Origin of the sequence: Streptomyces sp. NPDC091371 (assembly GCF_040684275.1) — a bacterium.
In the GTDB taxonomy this organism is placed as follows: Bacteria; Actinomycetota; Actinomycetes; order Streptomycetales; family Streptomycetaceae; genus Streptomyces.
Window position 1 is genome coordinate 77,974 of the sequence record NZ_JBFBFP010000010.1, and the last position, 25,378, is coordinate 103,351.

Genomic DNA, 25,378 nt, shown 5'->3' on the forward strand with positions numbered 1-25,378 from the left:
ATCCCCATGCGCGCGTATTCATTTCATCCGCCGTACACAGAACGCCTCTTGGTGAAACAAAACACGGCGTGAGTTCACAGCCAGGGAATCTCCTCCGCCGCGTACCGGTAGGCGCGGAAGACGGAATTCTGGGCGCCGGCCGAGGACTCCAGGCCCACGCCATCGCCGAAGGACCGGAACTGCGGGACCACGAACTCCCAGACCACCTCCCCGCCCGGGGTCACCTCGAAGAGCCGGCCGAAGGAGCCCTCGGCGATGAAGGTGTTGCCGTTCGGCAGGCGCTGCGCGCTGGACATGTAGGGGCTGTAGAAGTTCTGCGGCGGGTTGTCCTCGTACGACCACACCTGCTCGCCCGTGCGCGGGTCGAGCTCCAGCACCCGCGAGTACGGCACCGAAGTGGTGTCGCGGTAGCTGCCGTTGTCGAAGACCAGGATGTTGCCCCCGGGCAGCTCGTGCGGATGGTGCTGCTGCGCCAGCACGTCGGGGCCGATGCGCCACTGGACGGATCCGTCGGCGCGGTCGACGGACACGGCGGTGGACGCGCTGCGGAAGCCCACCACGATGGAACCGTCCGCGCTCTCGTTGACGGTGTTGGCCATCGGCCAGTGGTTGCGGTCGAAGTGCCGGTCGAGCGGCACCTCTTCGGGGTCGAGGTGCTCGATGGCGGCCCAGCGCCACACGATCTCGCCGTCCCAGGTCAGTTCGTACACCACGTCCCCGTAGATCACCCCGCCCGGGGCCTCGGAGCCGGGGATGCCGCCCCGGATCCGGGCGGCGTCGGCGGGGTCGAGGGGTTCCACGGCGCCGATCAGGAGGTTGCCGTTGCGCAGGACCGTCGCGTCGTGATGGTGGAAGGGGTGGCGGACCTCGCGCACCACGGTGGAGTCCGGGGCCAGTTCCTGGAAGATCCCGCCGTGGTAGACCTCCCAGATGGGGAAGAGGACCGGGCCTGAGGTGTCCTTGGCCGCGTAGAAGAGGTTCCCGTTCGGGAGGAGCTGCGCCTGGCGGCCGGGCGGGTGCGGGGAGTTCCAGGTGTGGGCGGTGCGGCCCTCGATGTCGACGAGGTGGATCTCACCGGCGCTGGTGATCGGCGTGTAGAGGGTGTAGCCGCCGTAACTGCGCGCGGGGTCATGGGCGATGAGGCCGACGCCGCGGCGCCGCAGGGTGTTCTGGTCGATGGTCATGGGGATCTCCTCGAGGATCTTCAGTGAACGGTGACGGCGGACGGGTCGGCGGCCGTCAGGGGTCCGGGGTCCAGGTACCGCAGCAGGGCGGTGCGGTCGGCGGCGCCCGGCAGGCCCTGGGCGGCCTTGGCCCAGGAGGCCTCCTCCACCAACTGGGCCAGAAGTTCGGGGGAGAGGGCGGCGCCGTAGGTGTAGCGGGGCTGGAAGGTGTCGACGTGGCCGGCCTGGAGCGCGCCCTTGGACTGGGCGAGCACGGCCTTGCGTGCGCCCGCGGGGTCGGCGGCGAGCTCGTGCTGGGAGCGCAGCAGGGCGCGGAGCACCGCCGCCGTGCTCTGCTCGTTCGCCGAGGGCCCGGCGACGAGCAGGGTCCTGGCGGTGTACCCGGTGAAGGGGAGTTCGGCGTAGTCGGCGCCCAGGGCGGTGCGGGTGGTTTCGTAGAAGCCGGGGAAGGTGACCCCCGCGTCGATGTCCCCGCGGGCCAGCGCCGCGGGGACCTGGTTCGGTGCCAGGTTGACCACCGTCGCGTCGGCGGATGTCAGTCCCGCCGAGGCGAGCATCCGCGACAGCGCGTACTCGACGTTCGTGCCCTGCGGGACGCCGACCTTGCGGCCCTTCAGCGCGGCGAAGCCGGTGATCCCGCGGTCGGTCCGGGTCAGCAGCCGCCAGTCGGAGAACCGGGACAGGTCGGCGACGATCCGCAGCTCGCGCCCGCCCAGCGCGGCCGTCACGGCGGGCAGGTCGCCGACCACGCCGAGCTGCGCCTGGCCGCCGAGCACGGCGTTCAACGCGTCCCGGCCGGTGGGATGGGTGGTGACGGCCGCGGTGACGCCCTCGGCGGACCACAGGGCGTGCTCCTGGGCGACGTAGACGGGGGCGCCGCCGAGGTGGTCGCTCGCCGCGATGGCGACGGCCGGGCGGCCGTCGCTGCCCTGCGGGGCGGACGGGGTGCCGGCGCAGGCGGTGGCGAGGGTGGAGAGCAGGGCCGCGAGGAGTACGGCGGCGACCGTGCGGGGTCTGAGTCCGGTGAGGTTCATCGTGGAGGTCCTTGTCGTGAGCGGGGAGCGGCGTGGTGCCGGGCCGTGCGGGGTCGGGCGCGTCCGGAAGGGACGGCCCGCGGGAGGGATCAGGTGCCGAGGTGGTGGGCGATCAGTGAGCGGAGTTCCGGGTCGGGCGGACCGGCGGGCACGGGGTGGTCGGCCAGCACCCGGCCGGGAGCGCCGCCGAGGACGATCACCCGCTCCGCGAGGGCCAGGGCCTCGTCGATGTCGTGCGTGACGAACAGGACGGTGGTGCCGGTGCGCCGCCACAGCTCCCGCAGCAGCTCCTGCATCCGGGTCCGGGTCAGTGCGTCCAGCGCGCCGAACGGCTCGTCCATCAGCAGGACTCGCGGTTCGGCCGCCAGGGCGCGGGCCAGCGCCACGCGCTGCCGCATCCCGCCCGACAGCTCGGCCGGGTACTTCTCCGCGCCGTCCGCGAGCCCCACTTCGGCCAGCGCCGCGAGCGCCCGCCGGCGGCGTTCCGCACGGGGCAGGCCCAGCCGCTTGAGGGCGAACTCGACGTTGCCGCGGGCCGTGCGCCAGGGGAAGAGCGCGTAGTGCTGGAAGACCACGCCCCGCTCCGGGCCAGGGCCGCGCACCGGCACGGAGCCGGCCGTCACCCGCCCGCCGGAGGGCCGGACGAACCCCGCGATGGTGTTCAGCACGGTGGACTTGCCGCAGCCGCTGGGCCCCAGCAAGGCCGTGAACGACCCCGCCGGGAACTCCAGGTCGGTGCGCTCCAGCACCGGTGCGGTCCCGTAGCCGACCGACAGCCCCTCCAGGCGCACGCCGAGGCTCATGACTCGCTCCAGTGCGCGAACCGGCGGCCGGCCGTCGCCAGCACGAGGTCGACGGCCACCCCGAGCAGCCCGAGGACGAGCAGGCCCGCGAACATCCGGTCCACCCGCAGGAACTGCCCGTCCACCTGGAGCCGGTACGCCAGTCCGCTGTCCGCGCCGCCCAGTTCGGCCGCGACCAGGGCGAGCAGCGCCACCGACGCCCCGTAGCGCAGTGCCGCGAGCAGGGCGGGCGCGGCGGCGGGCAGCAGCACCTCGGTGAACCGCCGGTGCAGCGGCGCCCCCAGCGACCGGGCCGCCCTCAGGTGGGAGACGGGCACCCGGGACACCCCGTCGTGCACGTACAGCCACACCGCGAGGAGGACGGCGTACGCGATGAGCAGGCGCTTGGCGCTCTCGCCGATGCCGAACCACGCGGTGGCCAGCGGCACCAGGGCGATGGCCGGGATCGGGCGGAGGAAGGAGACCACCGGGGTCACGGCGGCGGACAGCCACGGCAGGCTGCCGGTGGCGAAGCCCAGCGCGCTGCCGACCGCCGCGCCCAGGGCGAAGCCCTGCCCCGCCCGGGCCAGGCTGGCGGCGAGATCGGAGGCCAGGACCCCGCTGGCGGCGCTGTCCGCGAGCGCGGCCAGGGTCTGCGCGGGCGTGGGCAGCAGCCCGGGAGCCACCGCGCCGGACCCGGCGAGCAGGTACCACAGGGCGAGTACGGTGCCGGCCGCGCCCAGGGCCGGGCCGAGCCGGCCGAGGGCCCGGCCGGGCGGTGGGGGAGAGGCGTGCACGGGCGGCTCCTCGGTCGTTTCCTGAGGCGTTGATAAGTGAGGTCAATAATTGACGACGTTTGTGAAGGGGGTGTTGCGGGCGTGCGAAACCTCCCGGGGCCACCCGTCCCGGGATCCGCCATGGGGTACGTTCACCAGCGTGTCTCGCCCCGAACCCACGCCCGAAGCCATCGAGGTCGGACGAGTGATCCGCGGCTGCCGAAAGCAACGCGGCGTCTCCATGGCCGTGCTCGCCACCCGCTCGGGGCTCTCCCAGCCCTTCCTCAGCCAGTTGGAGCGCGGACTCGCCACGCCCAGCCTCAGCTCGATCTACCGGATCGCCGAGGCCCTGGACGTCACCCCGGGCACCTTCCTGCGGCCGCCCGGCCGCCCCGGCGCGGTCAGCCACGAGGCCGACCCGCAGGTGATCCGGGTGAACGAGGCCGCGGGGCAGGTCGCGCAGGTGCTCATCCCCGGCGGGCGCAGCACCGTCATGGAGGCGTACGAGCACCACTTCGAGCCCGGCCAGGGCGAGCGCGGCTGGTTCGAGCACCCCGGCGAGGACTTCCTCTACGTCTTGGCGGGTGAGATCGTCCTGGAGGTCGAGGGGGAGGACCCCCTCACCCTGCGCGCCGGCCAGAGCGCCCACCACCGGGGCGAAGTCCCGCACCGCTGCCGCCTGTCGGGCCCGGAGCCGGCCCGCACCCTCCTCGTGATCGCCAACGTCTAGAGCGAGGGGAAGGGCCCTGTGCACGGTGCCGGGAGGCCAACTCCCGCTCCGCGGCCGGGGGCTGTCTCACATTTCCGAATTCTCCTGGCATATTTTGACTTCTTGTTTAGGCTGAACGCGCCCAACAGCCACCACAGTTGTCGCAGCTGTCACAGCCACGCCAGGAGACCCGTGTACTCGCCGCCCACCCAGTACTCCCCCTACCCCCAGCAGCCCGTCCGGCGCTGGTGGCAGCATCCCGCAGTGGTCATCACCGCCCTCGTGCTCCTGCCTCCGCTCGGCATAGCCCTGGCCTGGATGAGCCCGTGGACCCAGGGCAAGAAGATCGTCGCCACCGTGCTTTCGGGTATCTGGCTCCTGGTGCTGCTGTTCTCCGACGGCGCGAAGAAGGACACGGACGACGGCAAGGGCAAGACGGCGGCCACCGCGTCCGCCAGTCCTTCCACCACCGCGGCCACCGCGACGTCCTCCCCGAGCGCGGCGCCGGGCGCGGACGCGGTGATGCCCGCCGTGACCAACATGCCGTTCAACCAGGCCGAGAAGGCAGTCGAGGCGCTCATCGACGGCGAGCTGACCGCCCGGAGCGCCTACACCGACGTGACGCTGTCGTCGGCCCACGCGAACTGGGTCGTCTGCCTCCAGGACCCGGCCGCAGGCGCGAAGCTCGCCAAGTCCGCCGCCGCTACGGTCCATCTCGTCGCGCCCGGCACGAAGTGCCCGGCCACGGCCGACACGCGCCTCAACACCCCGGAGACGAAGAAGCCGACGCCCACCCCGGACAACGACAGCGCCTCCTCCGGCTCCGGCACGGGAGGCGGCGGCGCCTACTACGCGAACTGCGCCGCCGCGAAGGCCGCCGGTGCGGCGCCGCTGCGCAAGGGGCAGTCGGGCTACCGGTCCGAGCTCGACAAGGACAAGGACGGCATCGCCTGCGACAAGTAGGCCGGACAGGGCCGGTCCGTCGGCCCTCGGTGCGCTGCGGCGGCGGCCAGGCGATCAGTCGCCCCGCCGCAGCGTCCGGTCGATGGCCGACTGGCGTGCCCCGACGTCCAGGTCCCACAGCCGGACCGTGCCGTCGGTGCTGCTGGAGGCCGCCGTGCGGCCGTCCGGGGAGAACACCACGCCCCAGACCGCGTTCGTATGACCCGACAGCGCGGCCACCGGCCGCCGGCCCGGTACGTCCCAGAGGCGCACCGTACGGTCGTTGCCGCTGCTGGCCAGGGTCCGCCCGTCGGGGGAGAACGCGACGCCCCGGGCCGAACCGGTGTGGCCGGCCAGGGCCGCCTCGAAGCGGTGGCGCCGGGCGTCCCACAGCCGTACGGTCCCGTCGTTGCCGCTGCTGGCGAGGGTGTGCCCGTCCGGGCTGAAGGCCACCCCGCGCACCGCGCCCGTATGGCCGGAGAGCGTGGCCGGCGCGCGGCGCCCGGCCACGTCCCACAACCGGACCGTCAGATCGTCGCCCGCGCTCGCCAGGGTCCGCCCGTCCGGGCTGAACGCCACGTCGTTGGCGAAGTCCGTGTGGCCGGTGAGGACCGCCGACTCGCGGCCTCCCGCGACGTCCCACAGCCGGACCGCGCCGTCGGACCCGGCCGAGGCCAGGGTCCGGCCGTCGGGGGAGAAGGCCACCGAGAACACCGTCCCGGACCGGGCCGGGAGCGTGGCCGAGGGGGCCCGCGCCGCGACGTCCCAGAGGCGGATCGTGCCGTCGGAGCCGGCGGAGGCGAGGGTCCGGCCGTCGGGGGAGAAGGCCACCGAGAACACCGTCTCGCCGTGCCCCTCGAAGGCCTTGAGGACCTTGCGGCCCGCCACGTCCCACAACCGCACCGCACGGTCCGCCTCGGCCGTGGCCAGCAGCTTCCCGTCGGGGCTGTAGGCCGCGTGCCAGATCTCCGTGAACGGCCGTGAGGACAGCACCGCACCGCGCAGGTCCCACAGCACCACCGACTGGTCGAACCCGGCGGTCGCCAGCACCGAGCCCGCGGGGTCCACCGCCACCCCGAGCACGTAGTCGGTGTGCCCGGAGAGGGTCGCCGCCAGGCGGCCGCTGCCCACGTCCCACAGCCGGGTCGCGCCGTCGCCGCCCGCGCTGACCACCGTCGTCCCGTCCGGGGTGTACGCCACCCCGTTGACGTCGTCGCTGTTCCCGGTCAGCGTCGCGGTCGTCCGGCGGCCCGCCACGTCCCACAGCCGGACGGTCCGGTCGACGCCGCCGCTGGCGACCGACCGGCCGTCCGGGGCGAATGCCGCGCCCAGCACCTCGTCGGTGTGCCCGGCGAGGACGGCCAGCGGGCGGGCCGCCACCGGATCCCACAGCCGTACGGTCCGGTCCGCGCCGGCCGAGACGAGCGTCCGGCCGTCCGGGGCGTACGCGAGGGCGTTGACCCGCCCCGTGTGCCCGGCCAGCGCGGCCACGGCACGGTGTTCCCCGGCCGGTCGGCCCCCGTCCGCGCCGCCCCCGTCCCGCTCCGCCTCCCACAGCCGGATCGTCCCGTCCGGGCCCGCGACGGCCAGCGTCCGGCCGTCGGGCGCGAAGGCGGCGGCCCGGGCGCCGGCCGTGCTCGCCGGGAGTACGGACTCCGGAGCCCGTCCGGTGACGTCCCACAGCCGGGCCGGCCCGTCCGTGGACGTGGCCGCGAGGGTGCGGCCGTCGGGGCTGAAGGCCACCGCGCGGACCCGGCCCGGCATCCTGAACACCGCGAAGGTCCGGTGCCCGGCCGTCCGCCGCAGCCGCACCGTCCCGTCGGACCCGGCCGATGCCAGCGTGCGGCCGTCGGGCGTGAACGCCACCGCGTTGACGGGCCCGCCGTGCCCGCCCAGCCGGGCGATGAACGGCTGGGACTGCGTGCTCAGCAGGGCGCCCCGGGCCTCGCTCGTCGGCGCGGCCCGGTACGCCTCCCCGGCGAGCCGCATCGAGGCCTCCGGCTGGCCCGCGGCCAGCGCCGCGGACTGCAGGGCGAGCGCCCGCGACCGGGCCACCCGCTCCTGGTCCAGCGCGCCCGCCCGCTGCTGGTACGCCAGCCCTCCCGCGCCCACCGCGAGGACCAGCAGGACGACCAGCGTGGCCAGCATCCGCTGCCGCAGCCGGACCTGACGCCCGGCCTGCCGCTGCCGCGCCTCCTCGGCCGCCTGACTGGCCCGCAGGAAGGCCTCCTCCCGGGGGCCGAGGCGGCTGCGGCCGTCGAGCTCGTCCGCCCAGGCCAGGGCGTTGTCCAGCCGGGTGCCGCGGTGCAGCGCCGACGGATCGCGCCCCTCGCGCTCCCATTCGTCGGCGGCGAGGGCCAGTTGCTGGTGGATCAGCAGCCCGGCCCGGTCGGCCCGGATCCAGCCGCTGAGCCGCGGCCAGGCGTGCAGCAGGGCCTCGTGGGTGATCTCCACCGTGTCGCTGTCCATGGTGATCAGGCGGGCCCGTACGAAACTGTCGAGCGCGGCCGCCGTGCGGTCCGGCCCCGCAGGCCGCGCCGCCACGAGCTCGCTCCGGCCCATCCGGCGCCGCGTCACCCCCGCCCCGTCGGCGCCGTCGACCACGTGGACGAGCCGCACCAGCACCCGGCGCACGGTCCGCTGCTCCGCCGGGTACAGGCGGGCGAAGACGTCCTCGGCCGTCCGCGCGACCGCCCCGCGGATGCCGCCGGTCCGCTCGTAGCCGGCAACGGTCAGCGTGTCCCCCTCCCGCTGCCGCCAGGTGGCCATCAGCGCGTGGGAGACCAGGGGGAGCGCTCCGCAGGGGATCCGGTCCGGCGGATCGCCCTGCAGGCCGGCATCGCGCAGCAGCAGCGGGACCAGGCCCGGTTCGAGGGCGAGCCCGGCCCGCTCCGCCGGACGCGTGATCGATTCCCGCAGCTCCGCCAGGGACATGGGCGGCAGGACGAACAGCCCCTCGGTGAAGACCGGGGCCAGCTCCGGGAGGTCCAGGCAGTTCCCCGAGAAGTCGGCCCGTACGCCGAGCACGACGACGGCCGGGTCGTGCCCGCTCTCCGCCGGACGGGCGGCGGCCAGGGCCCGCAGCACCCGGACGAAGGCGCGCCGGGCGTCCTCGTCGGAGCAGAGGGTGAACAGCTCCTCGAACTGATCGACGACCAGCACCGGACGCGGGGGCGGGGCCGACCCGTCCCGGGGGCCGGCGGGGGAGTCGCCGCACAGCCGCCGCACAGCGTCGAGCAGGACCTCCGGCCGGGCCCGCAACTCCCGTGCGGTGAGGCCGAGATCACTGCCCAGCACCTTCGCCGTGCGGTCCAGCAGCTCCTCCAGCGGCTGCGCCGTGGGAGTGAACCGGACCACCGGCCAGGCGTCGGCGCCCGCCACCGGGAAGCCGCCCGGGCGGCGCAGCGCCGGCACGAGCCCGGCGTTCAGCAGGGACGACTTGCCGGCGCCCGACGGGGCGATCAGCAGCAGGGGACCACTGCCGATCCGTTCGAAGACGCGCTCGACCAGCTCGGCCGTGGCCCGCTCCCGGCCGAAGAACCACCCCGCCTCCCGGGACGTGAAGGCCGGCAGGCCCCGGTACGGACACTCGCCGGTGTCGGCGGGGGGATCGGCCGGCGGCGGTTCGGTCTCCCGCACCATCCTCAGGAGTTCACCCCCCGCCTCCAGCACCTCGTCGCAGCGGCGGGCCACGTCGGGGGTCGCGCGCTTCGAGCCCGTCTCGATCTTGCTCAGGTAGCCCTTGCTGTAGTGCGTCCGCCGCGCCAGATCGGCCAGCGACAGCCCCCGTTGCAGACGCAGACGCCGCAACCGCGTGGGGAAGGGTAGGCCGGCGTCTTCGGTGTGGTCGGATTCGAGCTGGTGATCGGTCTTCCGGCGGCGGTCCGGATCCCCCACAACATCCCCCATGGCAAGGCGCGCCGAGGCAGCGAGACGGCACTGCCCAGGCTACAGCCGGGGTCTGACGGAGAGCCGGTTCTTCGCACCGGTATGACCGGAAAAGGAGCGTCCGGAGCCGCTTCGGGTGCGGGCTCCGGACGCGGTCCCCTCGGGGGCGGTGCTACCGGTTGAGGCGGATCGAGTTGATGGGCGTCAGGTCGGCGTAGACGCCCGTCTTGGCGGCGATGGGGTTGCCGCAGCCCGCGCCGTTGTAGCCGGTGCACAGGTTTGCGGTCGCACCGCCGTACTGGTTGTTGAGGACCCAGTGGTTCCCGTACTGGCCGTTCAGGTTGTGCGCCCCGTAGCTGTAGAACACGTGGGTCGGCTTGACGGCGGGATTCTGGTTCTGCGGGTAGATGCAGACGGCCCCTTCCGGGCATCCGGCCCAGTCGCCGGCGGGCTTGGCCTGAACGGTACTGCTGAGCGCGATCACGGCGACGGTGGCGGTCGCGAGCGCGGCGGCGCCGCGGAACAGCTTGAGCATGATTTCCCCTCGGGTCGTGCGGACCCCTCCAGCGTGTGGCCGCCCTCCTGCCGTGGTCGACGGGTTTCCCGTTGCCCGTCCCGGGCCGCCGCGGGAAACCCCGGCCGACCGGCACGGTTCCGCAGCCGTGGGCAACGGCGCTTGGGCCGCCACTCCGATGGACCTCAAAATGAAGCCGTTTGCCGACGGGATGTATCCATCCGCTCACCCGGTGTGGCGACCGTGAGGAAACGCCCATAGCTTCGGCAACGTGACGAACCGACAACTCAACTGCCTCGCATGCATCACAGTCGTCATGGCCGCAGGTCTCGGCGTCTCCGCGCCACCCGCCGCCGCGGCCGGACACACGGTGCATCCGGGCCAATCGATCCAGGCGGCGGTCGACGCCGCGAAGCCGGGGGACAGCATCACCGTGATGCCCGGCACCTATCGGGAGAACGTACTGATCACCAAGCGGCTGACCCTGCGCGGATGGGGGCGCCAGACGGTGATCATGCCGCCGGAGCCCGCCGTGCCGGCTGCCCCGGCCGCACCCCTCGCGCCTGCCGCCCCGGCCGCACCGCCGGCCGCGGTACCGGCCGCACCCGCCGCACCTCCGGCCGCGGTACCGGCCGCGCCTGCCGCACCTCCGGCCGCGCCTGCCGCACCTCCGGCCGCGCCTGCCGCACCGCCGGCCGCGGTACCGGCCGCACCCGCCGCACCTCCGGCCGCGGTACCGGCCGCGCCTGCCGCACCTCCGGCCGCCGCACCCGCTGCACCTCCGGCCGCCGCCCCCGCCGTGCCGCCGGCCGCCCAACCGGCCGCGCCCGCCGCGGCCCCGCCCGCCCGGGCCGCCGGCCCCGTCTGTTCGCAGGCCGACACCGGCATCTGCGTCATGGGGACGGCGGAGAAGACCGTCGACCGGGTGACCATCCGCTCGCTGACCGTCTCCGGCTTCAAGCGCAACGGCATCTGGGCCTCCCGCACGGACCGGCTCAGCGTCGAGCACGTGGTCTCCGAGAAGAACGGCACCTGGGGCATCGCCCAGGAGCGGTCCACCCACGGGCTGTTCCGGGGCAACACGGCCCGGGACAACGTGGAGTCCGGCATCTTCATCGCCAACACCGTCGACCGGGAGGGCGGCGCCATCGACACCCTGGGAGCCGTCGTCCGCGACAACACCCTGACCGGGAACCGGATCGGAGTGACGGTCAGGCGGGTACGGAACCTCAGCGTCAACGACAACACCCTCAGTGGGAACTGCGGCGGGGTGTTCGTCGTAGGCGACGAGGGCATCCCGGGCGCCGGGGACATGACCATCCGCGGCAACCGGATCCACGAGAACAACAAGTTCTGCAAGGGCAACACCCGCCTCCCCGACATCCAGGGCGCCGGCATCGTCCTCACCGGCGCCGAGGAGACGGTCATCCGTTCGAACTCGATCCGCGACAACATCGGCTCCTCGCCGCTGTCCGGCGGGATCCTGCTGTTCAAGAGCTTCGTGGGAGCCAAGAACAGCGACAACGTCATCAAGGACAACGTGGTCCGCGGCAACATGCCGGCCGACCTCGCCAACACGGGCACCGGAACCGGCAACAAGTTCGTCGGCAACCGCTGCCGGACCTCCGTGCCCGCCGGGATGTGCTGACCCTGTTCCCCGTCACGAGGAGAAGCGAGTCCCCATGACCACGGTGAGTCCGACGCCGACCACGACGCCCGTCCCCGTGGCGGCCCCCGCCTCCGCCCCCCAGCCGGCCATGCGGCTGCGCGAGCTCGTCTTCGGCGCGGCCTGCGCCGCGGCCGTCCGGGCCGCGGCCCGCCTCGGCGTGGCCGACGCGCTCGGGGAACCGCCCGCCACCGCCGAGGAGCTCGCGACGGCCGTCGGGTGCGAGCCGCAGCCGCTCCGCAGGCTGCTGCGCGCGCTGTCCTGCCACGGGATCTTCGCCGAGACCGAGGAGGGCGCGTACGTCCACACGGAGATGTCACGGCTGCTGCGCGAGGACGATCCGCACAGCCTGCGCCACATCTCGCTGTGGTGCACCGAGCCCTGGACCTGGCAGGCCTGGCCGCGCCTCGACGACGCGGTGCGCTCCGGCGGCAGCGTCTTCCAGGACCTGTACGGCAAGGGGTTCTTCGACTACCTGCACCAGGACGCGCACGACTCGGCCCACGTCTTCAACCGGGCCATGACCACCTCCAGCGTGCAGTCCGCGCTGGACGTCGCGGAACTCCTCGACCTCACCGGGGTCTCGGTGGTCGCCGACATCGGCGGCGGCCAGGGCCACGTGCTGGCGAGCCTGCTGGAGAAGCACCCGGCCGTACGCGGAGCCCTGCTCGACCTGCCGGGCGTGGTGGCGAAGGCGGATCCCCGGCTGCGGGAGGGCGGGGCGCTCGCCGGGCGCGCCGACATCGTCCCGGGGGACTGCCGCGAGGCCGTCCCGGTCGCGGCCGACCTGTACATCATCAAGAACATCCTGGAGTGGGACGACGACAGCACCCGCCGGACCCTGCGCAACGTGATGGCGGCCGCCCGGCCCGGGGCCCGGGTGGTCGTCATCGAGAACCTCGTCGACGACACCCCGTCGATGAAGTTCACGACGGCGATGGACCTGCTCCTGCTGCTCAACGTCGGCGGGGCGAAGCACACGGAGCAGAGCCTGCGCACCCGGATGGCGGACGCGGGTCTGCTCGTCGGATCGGTCCGCCCGGTCAACGCGTACCTGCACGCATTCGAGTCCACCGTGCCCGGATGAGCGCCGGAAAACGCCCCGGGACCGGCACGGGGCCGGTCTCGGGGCGTCGGTGCGGGCGGGTCAGGTACCCGTCATCAGGGCGCCGTTGACGAGGTCGAGGAACTCCTGCGGCGACTTGCACCGGTCCGCGTCGGGCGGCAGGGGCCGGCTGTGCCGGTTCTCCAGTTCGCCGACGATGCCCAGCAGGCCCAGGGAGTCCAGGCCCCACTCGTCGAACCCCGAGTCGGGACGGCTCGCCATGTCGCGGGCGTCGACGGTGACGCCGGCGCCCTTCTTCATCAGGGCGGCCAGCTCTTCCATGGTCAGTCGATCGGTCATGACGGACAACTCCTCAGGCTCGGGCCGGCTGGCGCCGGTCGGTGATCAGGCGCATTTCGGAGCGCGCGAGGAAGCGCGCGATCTCCTGGTCGCTGGTGGGGACCCCGTCCTTGGCGCTGTCGAGCAGCCGGGCCAGTACGGCCGCCTTGTGGCCGCCCTCGAAGCCGGCCGCCAGGGCCGGACGGGCGTCGAGCGGGCCGCGCACGTCCAGGAGCCGGATGACGAGGTCGTCGCGCTGGAAGACGGTGCTGGACTCGACGGGGCTCGTCGGATCGTCCACCGCCGCCTCGTCCTGGCGCGCGAGCAGCCGGGCGAGCGCCGTTCCGCAGCCGTCCTTCGCGGGATAGCAGAGGGCGTGCCGCCGGGCGTCGGCGCTCCCGCGCGGGCCGGCCGCCACGTGGTGCACGGCCGGGAGGGCCGCCCGGGTGAAGAACATCCGGGCCGACCCCGGGTCGTCGAGGTCCCGGTCCATCTCCAGGTACGGGTTGATGGCCTCCTCCAGGGCCCTGACCTCGGGCTGCCGGGCCACGTGGCGCAGCGCCGCGAGCAGGTCGCCCTCGACCTCGATCGCCCGGACGACACGGTTGCCGTGCATGAACAGGGAGGTGCGGCGCAGCCGGGTGTTCTCGTCGACCCGGGCCTGCGGGGAGGCGTACGCGGCGAGCAGTTCGGCGACCACGGGCTCGCTGCCCGGTTTGACGGTGAAGGTGAGGGCGTGGCGCACCACGCCGTCCCCGCGCCGGGGCGCGGCGGAGACCGGGGGAGCGGAGTCCTTGCCGGCCTCGCGCATGACGCTGAAGCGCAGCGAGCGGGTGTCCCGTACGCAGCCGTGCAGCGGCTGCACCGACGCGACGTGCTCCTCGCTGTTCACCCAGGCCAGGAAGCGCGTCGCGCTCTCCCACTCACTGGTGATCAGCCACTGCGAGGGGTTCTCGATCGACTGGCAGAGCTCGTCGCTGATGTGCCCGGGGACGGAGGACACCTGCTTGCGCAGATGCTCGTACACCTCCAGGAAGCGGTTCTGAGCGCCGTCGTACAGATCCAGCAGCAGCACGACCCGAAGTCTCGAGCCGTCGAAGGCGGACTGGGATATCCGTTCCGACAAGGTTGTCATCGTTCACACTCCTTCGGGACGTCGGTCGCGGTCGCCACGGCGGCGCCACCCGAACCGATCGTTGTCCCGTAAATCCACCGGCGCGAGAGGGGAGAACCAAGCGGGTGAACGGGCGAGCGAACGGTCTTTGGGCAGGGCATTGGTGAGCCATGAAGGAAAACGTCGACCTCCGCGTCCCCGTCCTCATCGTGGGCGGCTCGCTCGTGGGACTGAGTACGTCGCTGTTCCTCGGCCGGCACGGCATCGGCCACGCGCTCGTCGAGAAGCACGCCGGCACCTCGACCCACCCGCGCGGACGCGGCATCAACGTACGGACCATGGAGCTGTTCCGGGTCGCGGGCGTCGAGGACCGGATCCGGGCGGCGGCGAGCGTCCTGGCGGACAACCACGGCATCCTGCAGGGCGGCTCGCTGACCGGCGACGACCAGGAATGGCTGTTCGAGGAGATCGACCCCGGCGGCGCGCTGGCCCGCTTCAGCCCGGCGGCGTGGTGCCTGTGCAGCCAGAACGACATCGAGCCCGTGCTGATGTCCGTGACTCCCTCGCTCGGCGCCGACCTGCGGTTCTCCACCGAGATGCTCTCCTTCGACCAGGACGCGACGGGGGTGAACGCCGTACTGAAGAGCCTGGACACCGGGGAGCACACCACGGTCCGCGCCGACTACCTCGTCGCCGCGGACGGACCGCGCAGCCCCGTACGGGAACAGCTCGGCATCGGGCAGACCGGTCCCGGCGACCTGTTCCACAACGTCAGCGTCACCTTCCGGTCGCGCGACCTCGCGGACGTGGTCGGCGACCGGCGGTTCATCGTCTGCTACCTGACCGGGCCCGACGCGGACGGGGCCCTGCTGCCCGTGGACAACGCCGAGCGCTGGGTCTTCCACGCGCCGTTCCACCCCGACCGGGGCGAGACCCTGGAGGACTTCACCGACGAGCGCTGCGCCGAGCACATCCGGCGGGCCGTCGGCGCGCCCCGCCTGGACGTGCGGATCACGGGGAAGGCCCAGTGGCACGCCGCCGAACGGGTCGCCGAGCGGTACGCGGCCGGACGGGTCTTCCTCGCCGGGGACTCCGCCCACGAGATGTCCCCCACCGGCGCGTTCGGCTCGAACACCGGGATCCAGGACGCGCACAACCTGGCCTGGAAGCTCGCCGCGGTACTGAAGGGCTCGGCGGGGCCGCGACTGCTGGAGAGCTACGAGACCGAGCGGCTGCCGGTGGCGCGGGCGACGAGCGCCCGCGCCTCGGCCCGCTCGGCGGAGCACAGCCACCCCGGCTACGAGCCCGACCCCGGCACGACCACCCCAGGCGGCGGTGGACGGCAGAGCGGGGTCCTGGCCGTGGCCATGGGCTACCGGTACCACCGGGGCGCGGTCCTGGGCGCCGACCACGACCAGCCCGTGGTACCCGAGCGGATGCGGCCGGCCGGCGATCCGGGCACGCGGGCCCCGCACATGTGGCTGGGCCGCCCCGCCGCAGGGCCGGAGCCGGAGCCGGAGCCGCTGTCCACCGTGGACCTGTACGAGCGGTCCTTCGTGCTGCTCAGCTCCGAGGGCACGCCCTGGCGGGACGCGGCGAGGTCCGTGGCCGGGCAACTGGGCGTGGACCTGGTCGGCTACGCGATCGGCGGCGGTGCCGGGGCCGATCTGTCCCCGCGGGAGGACGCCGACTGGGCGCAGGCGCACGGCACCACGCCGGCCGGGGCCGTCCTCGTACGGCCCGACGGGTTCGTGGCCTGGCGGTGGCCGCAGGCCGTGGAGGACCCGGAGGCCGTCCTCCACGAGGTGCTGACCACGCTGCTGCACCGGTCCTGAGCCTGGTCCGCTCCGGCCAACGGCGCTGCGCGCGGTGCGACTTCGCGCGCTTGTGAACGCGTCTTCCATATCCGGCTATAGCCCATTCCGTAATTGCTTGCGCCTCGTCCCGCCCCCGGGTGAAGCTCAGGGCGAGGGGCACCGGCGGGGGACACCGGACGCTTCCGGTGCCGTGGACCCGAGGGGGATGAACGTGGCAAGCCACCATGTGCCGAACCGACGACTGCGCGGCCTGCTGGAGGAGGCGGGCTGGAGCGGGCAGCAACTCGCCAACGCGGTACGGAAAGCAGGGGCCGAATCCGGGCATCCGCTGAGCTGCGACCGCTCCACGGTGGCCCGTTGGCTGGCCGGCAGCAGACCGCGGGGGCAGGCGGCGGGAGCACTGCTGGAGGCGCTGTCCCGGCGGCTCGGCAGACCGCTCGGCCTGGCCGACGCGGGCCTGTCCCACTCGCCCGCGGACGCCCCCGACCCGCTGCCCGGATCGCCCTGGCACATGGGCGCCGTACGTAAACTCGCCCAGCTCACGCGGGCCGAACTCGACCCCGCCCGGCGGGCCTTGCTCGACGCGGCACTGTTCAGCTCGACCGGGCTGGCCCTGCCGCCGGACGTGGTCCCCGTCGACGGACGTGCCCCCGCGGGCGGCGACGGCCCGCCGGACGACCGGCAGGCGCGCACCAGGATCGAGGCCCTGCGCTCGATGGCGGAGGTCTTCGCCTCCAGCCTGTCCTCGCACGGCGGCGGGCACGCGCGCAGCGCGCTCGTCGCGTACCTCGCCGACGACGTGACGGCCTGGCTCAGTTCCGCCCGCCCCGGTCCGCACCGCTGCGGCCTGCTCGCCGGGGCCGCGCAACTGGCCATCCTGGCCGGCCACATGTGCTCCGACTCCGGGGCGGAGGCCACCGCCCAGCACTACTACCGCATCGCGGTCCACCTCGCGGCCGAGGCGAACGACGCCCTCGCCCTCACGGTGGCGAAGCGGGCGATGAGCACGCAGGCCGGCCAGTTGAGGCACTTCACGGCCTCGCTGCGGCTGGCCGAGGCGGCGGTCGCGGACGCCCGGTCGAGGACGGCGCCGTTCGTGCAGGCGTACGCCCACGCGCAGCACGCGGTGGCCGCGGCGCAGACGGGGGACCGGCACACCGCCCTGGCGGCGCTGCACACCTCCGAGCGGCTGATGGACCAGGACGCGGACCGGGGCCCGTTCACCGGCTACCCGCGCGCCGCGTTCGAGTACCAGAGCGGGCAGGCGCTGGCGGCGCTGGGGGACATCCCCGGGGCGCTCGCGCTGATGTCGTCCTCGCTCCAGCACCGGGATCCGGGCGAGCGCCGGGCCCGCGCGCTGAGCCGGAGCGGCATCGCCGAACTCCGGCTGCGCCAGGGGCACGTGGAGGCCGCGGCGGCGGACTGGGCCGCCTTCCTCGACGACGTTCCCGCCCTGCACTCGGCCAAGGTCGCCGCCCGGGTGTCGGCCATGCGCGGCATGCTGCGGCCGCACCACCGCCAGCGCAGGGTCAGCCAGCTGTTCGACCAGGCCCGCCTGGTGGCCCCCCTCTAGAGGGCCACCGGGCGGCGGGCCGCGGGCCCGGCTATTCGGCGATCTTGGTGCTGTAGCTCCATTCGAAGAGCGCGGCCCGCGCGCCCTCGACCTCCGTGTACCGCCCGGTGAACAGGAAGTGTTCGTGGCGGCCCCAGTGTCGGACGGTCACCTTCTCCGGCACCGCGCCCGCCCGCAGCCGGGTCACCGGCGGGAGTTCCCGCGGGCCGCCGACGAGCAGGGCGGGGATCGTGGTGCCGTCGAGGGGGTCTGTGTGCACGTTTCTCGCCTCCAGTGATGCGGGGTGCGGACCCGCCCCATCGTGGTCCCGCCCGAGGCCGGATCACACGGGCGTCGCGCCCGGCACCCGTCGCGGACGGCGCGACCTCGTGCCCTTGTGAACCCGGATTCACAAGGGCGCAACCGCGCAACGCGTTCCACCCCGACCACCCCCCGGATCCGTACCGGATGGCCCGAACCCGTAGTTGCATGAGGGCAGTTGGGCGAGATCGACTTCGAAGGAATGGGTGGCGGAGATGACCAAGGCAGTCTGGATGTTCCCGGGGCCGAGTTCCCACGTGGCGGGTGCGCTGGGACAGCTCGTGGACCCGGGCTCGCAGCAGATGTCCCTCCTGAAGACCATCGACGCCGTCAGCGAGGAGTACGGCTGGGGCCCCGTCTCCCCCCTCCTGCTCGGCCCGGCCGACGAGAACGAGCCGCAGACCCCCGGCCACCTCTGGCTCGGGTTCTTCGCCACCTCCCTCGTCCTGTCCGAGCTGCTGATCGATGCCGGGGTCCCCGGCGACGTCCTCGTCGGACACAGCGGCGGCGAGGTCACCGCGATGGTCGTGGCGGGCTCCATGACCGTCGAGGACGCGGCCCGCGTGCTGTGCGAGCGCACCCTGGCCGTGGACGGCAGCGGTCTGCCGGCCAGCGCGATGGTGGCCCTGAACGCCCCGGCCCGGCGGGTGGCCCGGCTGATCGAGGCCGTCGGCGACAGCTCGCTCGCCCTCGCCGTGGACAACGGCCCCGATCAGGTCGTCGTCTCGGGCCTGCTCCCCGCCCTCGACAAGCTCGAAGACGCGGCAGCCGCCCTGGAGATCAAGGCCCACCGGCTGAAGATCCCGTCCGGCTACCACAACCCGATCCTGGGCGGCGCGGCCCGGCGGCTCACCGACCGCATCCGCAGCTTCCCCGTGGGAGCGCCGCGCCGCGAGGTCTACTCCCCGCAGCTCCAGCGGGTGATGGCCACCGCCGACGACGCCCGCGACCTGCTGGCGGGCACGCTGGTCCTGCCCGTCCACTACCGCCGGTCGCTGCGGGTCCTCTACGACGACGGGGCCCGGCTGTTCGTCGAGTGCGGGGCCCGCCAGGTGCTGACCGAACTCGTACCGCAGGCCCTGCCCGCCGCCGCCGACGCGGTGGCGCTGCTCACCGGCCGAGCCCAGGCCCGGGCCGTACCACAGCTGATCCGGACCCTCGCCGCGGAGCACGCGGAGGGGTGGCCGGGCGAGTCCCTGCTCACCGTCGAGGCCGCCGGCCCGTCGGCCGAGGTGGCACCCGTCGCGGTGGCCGTGCCCGTGCCCGCGCCCGCCGAGCCCGCCGAGCCCGCGGCTCCCGTGGCACCCGGCGTGCCCGAGCCCGTACGCACGCACGACCCGGCACCCGCACCCGTACCCGCACCCGCTCCCGACGGGCTGCCCGCCGAGGCCGCACTGCGCGACCGCGTACGCCAGGCCTACGCCGAGGCCCTGCGCTTCCCGGCGGAGATGGTCGAGGACGACACCGAGCTCGAAGGCGAGCTGGGCATCTCCTCCCTCCAGCGCACCAACGTGTTCGTGCAGCTCCTCAACACCTTCGACCTGCCGAACCCGGACGAGAGCGTGCAGATCTTCAAGTACCGCACCGTCGCCGAGATGGCCGGTCTGCTGCGCGAGCTGGCGGCCTCCCGATGACCGGTCGCCGGCCGGGCGCGCAGAGCCCCGTCGCGGTGGTCGGCTACGGACTCGCCGTCCCCGGGGTCAACTCCGCCGCCGAGCTGTGGTCCGCCCTCCAGCAGGAGACCTCGCAGATCGGGCTCCCTCAGCGCTTCGACATCGACGCGATCCACCACCCCGGCGGCCAGGACGTCCCGGACCGGATCCGGGGCCGCAAGGGCGGCTTCATCCGCGGGTTCCGCCCGCACGGGCGGATCGCGGCGGAGCAGGAGCAGGGGCGCTGGCAGGAGAGCGACGGAGAGACGCTGTGGCTGCGGCACAGCCTGCTCCAGGCACTGGACACCACGGCGCTGCACGAGGGCGACCGCCCCGGCTTCTACGCGGGGGCCTGGACGGGCGGCTCGCAGGTGCTGGAGGACGGCCTGCTCACCGCCTCCGTCTCCCACGAGCTGTCCCGGCGCCTGGCTGACGACGAACCTTCCCGGACGCGGCACGAGAGCCGGCTGCGCGCCCTGCTCGCCGCCCGCTTCCGCTGCACCCCCGAGGACCTGCGCCACGGGCTGCCGCACGAGATCGTGCGCCGCGCCTTCGAGGGAGTGCTCCCCGAGGACACCGACTGGCTGACCCTCGGCGCGGCCTGCGCCTCTTCCCTCTACGCCGTCGACCTCGGCATCCAGGCCCTGTACGAGGGCACCTGCGACGTGGTGTTCTGCGGCGGGTTCAACGCCGTCAACCGCTCCATGTCGCTGACCGCCGACAAGTTCGGCGGCGGCTCGCCCACCGCGGACGTCCGGGCCTTCGACGCCGACGCGAACGGCACCGTGTTCTCCGACGGAGCGGGCATCCTCGCCCTCAAGCGGCCGGAGAAGGCGCGGGCCGACGGCGACCGGATCCTCGGTTTCCTGAGCCGGCCCGGCCTGTCCGTGGACGGCAAGGGCCGGGCCATCGCCGCCCCCAACCCCACCGGGGTCCGCCTCGCGATCCGGCGCGGCCGGCACGACGCCGGGCTCGACGGGACCGGCGTGGACTGGGTCGTCGCCCACGGCACCGGCACCCGCGCCGGGGACGCCGCCGAGATCGAGGTGCTGTCCGGCGAGGCCGACTCCCGCGAACTGCTCTGCTCCAGCAACAAGCCCCTGGTCGGCCACACCGGATGGGTCTCCGGCACGGTGTCGGTCATCCACGCCCTGCTGGCCATGGAGCACGGCACCATCCCGGCCCAGCAGCGCTTCACCACCCCCGCCCCCGCCCTCGCGGGCACCTCCCTGCGCATCCCGCGCACCGCGCTGCCCTGGCCGCCGCGCGCCGACCGCCCGCGTACGGCCGGGGTGTCCAGCCTGGGCCTCGGCGGGGTGAACGGGCACGTCGTGGTCCACGACCGGCTGCCGGACGGGACATCCGCCGCCCCCGCGCCGGCCCGCGACGCGGACCCCATGGTCCTGGTCGCCTGGAGCGGCCGGGTCCCCGGGGAGAGCACCCCGGAACGGCTCGCGCACTGGCTGCGCACCGGAACCGACGACCCCCGCCCCGCCTTCGGAGCCTCGTACGAGGCACCGCCGATCCCCGTCACCCGGCTCTCCCCGGTGGTCACCGACATCATGGACCGCGGCCAGCTGCTGGCCCTCGACGTGGCCGGCCGCTTCGTCGCCGAGCACGGCGAACTCTGGGACGGGCTACGGGACACCACCGGCGTCATCGGCGCGCAGTCAGGGATCACCCGCACCCTGCACGACACGATGCTGCGGTCCGGCTCCGCCGAGCTCGAGGCCCTCTTCACCGGGGGTGAGGACCGCGCGGCCCTCGACGGCTACCTGGAATCCGTACGGGACCGCCAGGCGATCACCGAGGACAGCTTCGTCGGCAGCACCCCCAGCCTCGCCGTCAACCGCATCGCCAACCGCTGGGACGTCCACGGCCCGACGATGACGATCGACAGCGGGCCGGAGTCGGCGCGCACGGCACTGCGCACCGCCCGCCGCTACCTGGCAGACGGCCGCCTCGACCTCGTGCTGCTGCTCGCCCTGAACGGGAACGCCGAGCAGGAGGCCGTGTGGACCACCGGCCGGCCCGAAGGACGGCTCGCCGAAGGGGCGTTCCTGCTCGCGCTCACCCGGGAGTCCACGGCCCGCGAACGCGGCTGGCCCGTCCTCGCCCGCACGGACGAGGCGCCGGCCCGCGCGCCGCAAGACCAGGGCGCCCTCGACTACTACGGGGCGCAGGGCGCCGTCGACCTGCTGCGCGGCGCCCTCGCCCCCGCACCGGCGCCCGCCCCCCGACCGGAGGCCGAGGAGGCCTCCCCCCAGACCGCCAGCACCCGCCGCTGGGCCACCGCCCTGCGACGCACCGACGCCACCGCACCCGCGAGTCCCCACCCTCAGGGACTCGACCCGGTGGAGCCGGACACCTTCGGCTCGCCCGCCGGTGTGCCGCATCGCGGTGTGGTGCTGGTCGGGTCCGCCCGGCTCGTTGACGAGCTCGCCGGGCGGACCCAAACCAGCGGAGCGCTCCTGATCAGCACCGATCCGGCCACCGATCCCCGGCTGGCCGAGGTGGTCACCGACGTGGACGACGAGGCCGCCCTCGCGCCGTTGCTGGACCGGCTCGCCGGGCAGACCCCCCACCTGCGGGTGCTGGCCCGGATCGAGGACACCGGCCGCGACTGGCGCGAGGAGTCCCCCGAGCTCACCCGGCTGCTGGAACTGACCGCGCTCTGCCTCCAGCGGCTGCACGAGCGGATCGGCGCCGGGCAGGGCAGCGCGGCCGCCGTGCTGCTGGACCCGCTCACCGGCTGCCTGCCGCGACCGGAGACCGCCCTGTTCACCGGGTTCTTCCGGAGCCTCGCCCAGGAACTGCCCCGCAGCCGGGTCTGCGCCCTCGTCACCGACTCCGGCCCCGAGGCGGCGCTCGCCGAGTTCGCCGCGGAGGCCCGTGCCGAGCGGGACCGCACCGTCGTCTACCACCGGGCCGGGCTGCGCTACACCGAGGAGGTCGCCCCGCAGCCGCTCCCCCCGGCGGGGGAGCGCGCCACGGCCGCCGCCCTCGGCGAGCGGCCGGTGATCGTCGCGGCCGGCGGCGGACGCGGGATCACCGCCGTCCTGCTGCGCGAACTGGCCCGGCACACCCGGCCCACCCTCTGGATCCTGGGCCGGACCGACCCCGCCGAGGCACCGCCCGAGATCCAGGGCGCGGCCGAGGCCGACCAGGAGCGGCTGCGCCACCGCTTCCTCCTGGAGGGGCGCCGGGCGGGGGAGCGCCCCGCCGAGCTGGGCCGCCGCTTCGAGCGGTACTGGCGGGCCCGCGAGATCTCCCGCAACCTTCGCGAACTGCGGCTGCTGTGCGGGGTGGACGAGGTCCACTACCTGCCCTGCGACGTGGGCGACCCCTCCCAGGTGGAGGACGCCGTCAAACGGATCCGGACCGAGGGCGGCCGCCCCGTCGACCTGCTGCTGCACACCGCCCGCTTCCAGGAGTCCGCGACCCTGCCCCGCAAGTCCCTGGAGGGCTTCCGCGGCTGCCTGGCCGCGAAGGTCGGGGCCTACCGCAACCTGCGGGCGGCCTTCGCCGGCCAACAGCCCCGCATCTGGGTCAACTTCGGCTCCGCCGTCACCGCCCTCGGACTGCACGGCGAGACCGACTACGCCGCCGCCAACGAGTTCCTCGCTGCCGCGGCCCGGTACGAGAGCCGGGTGCGCGGCGGTACGGAACTCACCCTCGGCTGGGGGCTGTGGGAGGAGAGCGGCTCGGCGGGCGGCCCGCTGGCCCGCGAGCGGCTCGCGGCCAACGGCATCGAGGCCGGCTTCAGCGACGCCGTGGGCACCGCCCACTTCCTCGCCGAGCTCGCGGCGGGCCGCCCCGCCGAGCCCGCGCCCGTCTACGTCAGCGCGGACCAGCTCGAGGAGGCAGCCGTGCCCGCCGCCGTGGCCCCCGCGCAGCGGCCGCTGCTCGGTGAACCCGTACGGAGCTCCGGGCGGCGGACGGAGTGGCAGTGGGCCGTGGACCCCGTCCGGGACCGCTATCTGACGGAGCACCTGCTCGACGGGCGTCCCGCGCTGCCCGGAGCGGCGATGGTCGCGCTGGCCGTCGAGGCGGCGGGCCGGCTGCTCCCCGGGGAAGCGGTGCTCGGACTGTGCGACATCGCCTTCGAGGAGTTCGTATGGGCCGATCCGCGCACCGCCGGGGGCCCCACCAAGTACCGGATCCGGGCGGAGGCCGTGTCGGGATCCGGCGGGGGAGCCGACGGCCGGGTCGAGGTGGAGGTGCTGTCCGACGTCACCGACCGCGCCGGCCGGGTGGTCCGGCCCGACCGCCGCCACGCCCGGATGACCGTGCTCACCGGCACCCCGCGCCCGCGCCCGCTGACCGGGGGCGCGGCGGATCCGGGGCCGGCGCACCACCTCACCGACCCGTACGCCTGGCCGGGCGCCGAGGTCCAGCTCACCGGGGTGTTCCGCAACGTGGTCGACCTGGCCTGGGGCGAACGGGAGGCCCGGGCCCGCTGGCAGGCCGTGCCCGCACCGCTCGACGCGATCAGCCACACGGCGGTCCCCGTCCTGCTGCTCGACGCGATGTTCCGGCTCAGCCTCTTCCCGCTCCACGACGACACCGTCCAGCTGACGGCCCCCGTCCGCATCGCCCGGATCGACCTCTACCAGCCGGGATCCGACGCGGAGCTCGGCGCCCGCCACCCCGCCGGAGTGCTGCTGCACCGGGACTACGCCGAGGACGCGTACACGGCGGCGGGCCCCGGCGGCCGGGTCCTGATCGGCCTGCACGGACTGGAGACCGTCGGCTACGGACGTCCGCTCGCCCCGCCCGCCCCCGTCGGAGGAACCACCACCATGACCGAAGCCCTGCACGCTCCGACCGAGGCGAGCGAGGGGCTGCCGTACTACGAGTGGTCACACGTCGTGATGTTCGGGGACACCAGCGCCGCCGGCATCGTCTACTACGCCGAACTCCTCAACTGGATCGGCCACTGCCGCGAGCAGTGGGCCTTCGAGGCCTTCCCCGAGTACATGGACGGACTCATGACCGGGAAGACCCTGATGCTCACGGACTCGGTCCACCTCGACTACCTCGGGGAGATGTGGGCCAACGACCGGATCACCGTCCGGATGACCATCCCCTGGGTGCGGATGCACTTCATGTACGGGAAGTTCACCATCCACCGGCACACCGCCGACGGCGAACAGCTCGTCGCCACCGGCGAGCAGACCTGGGCCAACGCCACCCCGGGAGGAGCGGGCGAGATCGGCCCCGCCCCCTGGCAGCCCGAGGTCCTGGCGGGCCTGTCGGTCATGGGCACCGACGTCTCCCGCGCCTGGGCGGCGGCGGCCCCGGCTGCCGCCGCCCAGGCCGCCCCACCCGTACCCCGCCCCGCACCGGTACCCGCGTCCGCACCCGTCACCGCCACCGATCCCGCCGGCACCTCCATCCGTACGGCCATCCGCACCGAAAGGCCTCAGCCCATGACCACCGGCCCGACCTCAGCCCATCCCGACCCGGCCGCCACAGCGGCAGAGGCAGCGGCGTTCGCCGGCCGCAAGGTGCTCCAGTGGGTCCGCTGCTTCGACCTGGACCGCGACGACGTCGTCCACCGCGACGACCTCGCGATGGCCGCCGACCGCTGGGCCGCAGCCGCGAAGGTCACCGGCGACTCCGACCTCGCCGTCCAGCTGCGCACCTCCCTCAGGGAGGTCTGGGACAAGGCGGTCTCGCCGCGCGGCGTCCACGACAAGGAGGGTGCCGGCGTCCCCGAGATCCTGGCCCGGATGGCCCCGATGTTCGCCGACCCGGGCGACCCGGGGGTCGCCGCGATCCTGCACCACGGAACGCTCTGCTACCGGGTCTTCGACCGGGACCGCGACGGGCTCGTCAGCGAGGGCGAGTTCGCCTCCGTGATGCGCGCGGTGTTCGCCGTGCCGGAGGAGTTCTCGATCGCGGCCTTCCGGTACGCCGACCGGGACGGGGACCGGCTGATCACTGCGGAGGACTGGGTGCGCCTCTACACGGAGTTCTACACCGGCACCGACCCCGAATCGCCCGCCGCCCACATGCTCGGCCGGGTCCGCCGATGACG

General features: G+C 74.2%; 17 protein-coding genes. 8 read left to right on the plus strand and 9 right to left on the minus strand.

Translation table 11 applies throughout. The features are described from left to right. Positions 1–74: 74 nt before the first annotated feature. From AB0O21_RS14260 to AB0O21_RS14275, 4 genes are all read right to left on the minus strand, one after another. Positions 75–1,184 carry an aryl-sulfate sulfotransferase gene (locus AB0O21_RS14260; RefSeq protein ID WP_365170774.1) on the minus strand — a complete coding sequence of 370 codons (1,110 nt, stop codon included), beginning with the start codon at positions 1,182–1,184 and terminating at the stop codon, positions 75–77. A gap of 20 nt (positions 1,185–1,204) precedes the next feature. After that, entirely contained in the window at positions 1,205–2,218 is a 1,014-nt protein-coding gene (locus AB0O21_RS14265; protein WP_365170776.1) for an NrtA/SsuA/CpmA family ABC transporter substrate-binding protein, read from the minus strand. Between the two features lie 89 nt (positions 2,219–2,307). Continuing rightward, complete coding sequence (locus AB0O21_RS14270; protein WP_365170778.1) at positions 2,308–3,021, minus strand: ABC transporter ATP-binding protein; 714 nt, start codon at positions 3,019–3,021, stop codon at positions 2,308–2,310. Next, entirely contained in the window at positions 3,018–3,797 is a 780-nt protein-coding gene (locus tag AB0O21_RS14275) for an ABC transporter permease subunit (protein WP_365170780.1), read from the minus strand. Before AB0O21_RS14275 ends, AB0O21_RS14270 begins: the two co-directional genes overlap by 4 nt. A gap of 139 nt (positions 3,798–3,936) precedes the next feature. On the opposite strand from AB0O21_RS14275, the gene AB0O21_RS14280 reads away from it, so the two are divergent. Together AB0O21_RS14280 and AB0O21_RS14285 are read left to right on the plus strand one after the other, a co-directional pair. Further along, the gene (locus AB0O21_RS14280; protein WP_365170782.1) at positions 3,937–4,506 is read left to right on the plus strand and encodes an XRE family transcriptional regulator; all 570 of its coding nucleotides are present in this window, start codon (positions 3,937–3,939) and stop codon (positions 4,504–4,506) included. Between the two features lie 171 nt (positions 4,507–4,677). Next, entirely contained in the window at positions 4,678–5,448 is a 771-nt protein-coding gene (locus AB0O21_RS14285) for an excalibur calcium-binding domain-containing protein (RefSeq protein WP_365170784.1), read from the plus strand. Between the two features lie 54 nt (positions 5,449–5,502). On the opposite strand, the gene AB0O21_RS14290 is transcribed toward AB0O21_RS14285, so the two are convergent. After that, complete coding sequence (locus AB0O21_RS14290; RefSeq protein WP_365170786.1) at positions 5,503–9,237, minus strand: helix-turn-helix domain-containing protein; 3,735 nt, start codon at positions 9,235–9,237, stop codon at positions 5,503–5,505. A gap of 250 nt (positions 9,238–9,487) precedes the next feature. Next, positions 9,488–9,850 (minus strand): hypothetical protein, encoded by a 363-nt coding sequence (locus tag AB0O21_RS14295; protein ID WP_365170788.1) that lies wholly within the window; start codon positions 9,848–9,850, stop codon positions 9,488–9,490. 295 nt (positions 9,851–10,145) lie between these two features. Between AB0O21_RS14295 and AB0O21_RS14300 the strand changes: the two genes are divergently transcribed. Both AB0O21_RS14300 and AB0O21_RS14305 read left to right on the plus strand, forming a co-directional pair. Next, positions 10,146–11,477, plus strand: a complete 1,332-nt coding sequence (locus tag AB0O21_RS14300; protein WP_365171001.1) for a right-handed parallel beta-helix repeat-containing protein — start codon at positions 10,146–10,148, stop codon at positions 11,475–11,477. Between the two features lie 34 nt (positions 11,478–11,511). Further along, positions 11,512–12,582: a methyltransferase gene (locus AB0O21_RS14305; protein WP_365170790.1), complete on the plus strand. Its 1,071-nt coding sequence runs from the start codon at positions 11,512–11,514 to the stop codon at positions 12,580–12,582. 60 nt (positions 12,583–12,642) lie between these two features. Here the strand turns inward: AB0O21_RS14305 and AB0O21_RS14310 are convergent, their stop codons facing one another. Beyond that, positions 12,643–12,900, minus strand: a complete 258-nt coding sequence (locus AB0O21_RS14310; protein WP_365170792.1) for an acyl carrier protein — start codon at positions 12,898–12,900, stop codon at positions 12,643–12,645. Between the two features lie 13 nt (positions 12,901–12,913). Then, entirely contained in the window at positions 12,914–14,014 is a 1,101-nt protein-coding gene (locus tag AB0O21_RS14315; RefSeq protein WP_365170794.1) for a SchA/CurD-like domain-containing protein, read from the minus strand. Positions 14,015–14,163: 149 nt separating this feature from the next. Between AB0O21_RS14315 and AB0O21_RS14320 the strand changes: the two genes are divergently transcribed. Together AB0O21_RS14320 and AB0O21_RS14325 are read left to right on the plus strand one after the other, a co-directional pair. Then, positions 14,164–15,828, plus strand: coding sequence for an FAD-dependent monooxygenase (locus AB0O21_RS14320; RefSeq protein WP_365170796.1), 1,665 nt, complete (start codon positions 14,164–14,166; stop codon positions 15,826–15,828). Positions 15,829–16,021: 193 nt separating this feature from the next. Continuing rightward, on the plus strand, positions 16,022–17,383 hold the full coding sequence (locus AB0O21_RS14325; RefSeq protein WP_365170798.1) for a hypothetical protein: 1,362 nt from the start codon (positions 16,022–16,024) through the stop codon (positions 17,381–17,383). Positions 17,384–17,414: 31 nt separating this feature from the next. Here the strand turns inward: AB0O21_RS14325 and AB0O21_RS14330 are convergent, their stop codons facing one another. Continuing rightward, positions 17,415–17,642, minus strand: a complete 228-nt coding sequence (locus AB0O21_RS14330; protein WP_365170800.1) for a DUF5988 family protein — start codon at positions 17,640–17,642, stop codon at positions 17,415–17,417. 256 nt (positions 17,643–17,898) lie between these two features. On the opposite strand from AB0O21_RS14330, the gene AB0O21_RS14335 reads away from it, so the two are divergent. Both AB0O21_RS14335 and AB0O21_RS14340 read left to right on the plus strand, forming a co-directional pair. Then, positions 17,899–19,317, plus strand: a complete 1,419-nt coding sequence (locus AB0O21_RS14335; protein ID WP_365170802.1) for an acyltransferase domain-containing protein — start codon at positions 17,899–17,901, stop codon at positions 19,315–19,317. Continuing rightward, complete coding sequence (locus AB0O21_RS14340) at positions 19,314–25,376, plus strand: beta-ketoacyl synthase N-terminal-like domain-containing protein (protein WP_365170804.1); 6,063 nt, start codon at positions 19,314–19,316, stop codon at positions 25,374–25,376. Before AB0O21_RS14335 ends, AB0O21_RS14340 begins: the two co-directional genes overlap by 4 nt. The last annotated feature ends 2 nt before the right edge of the window (positions 25,377–25,378 follow it).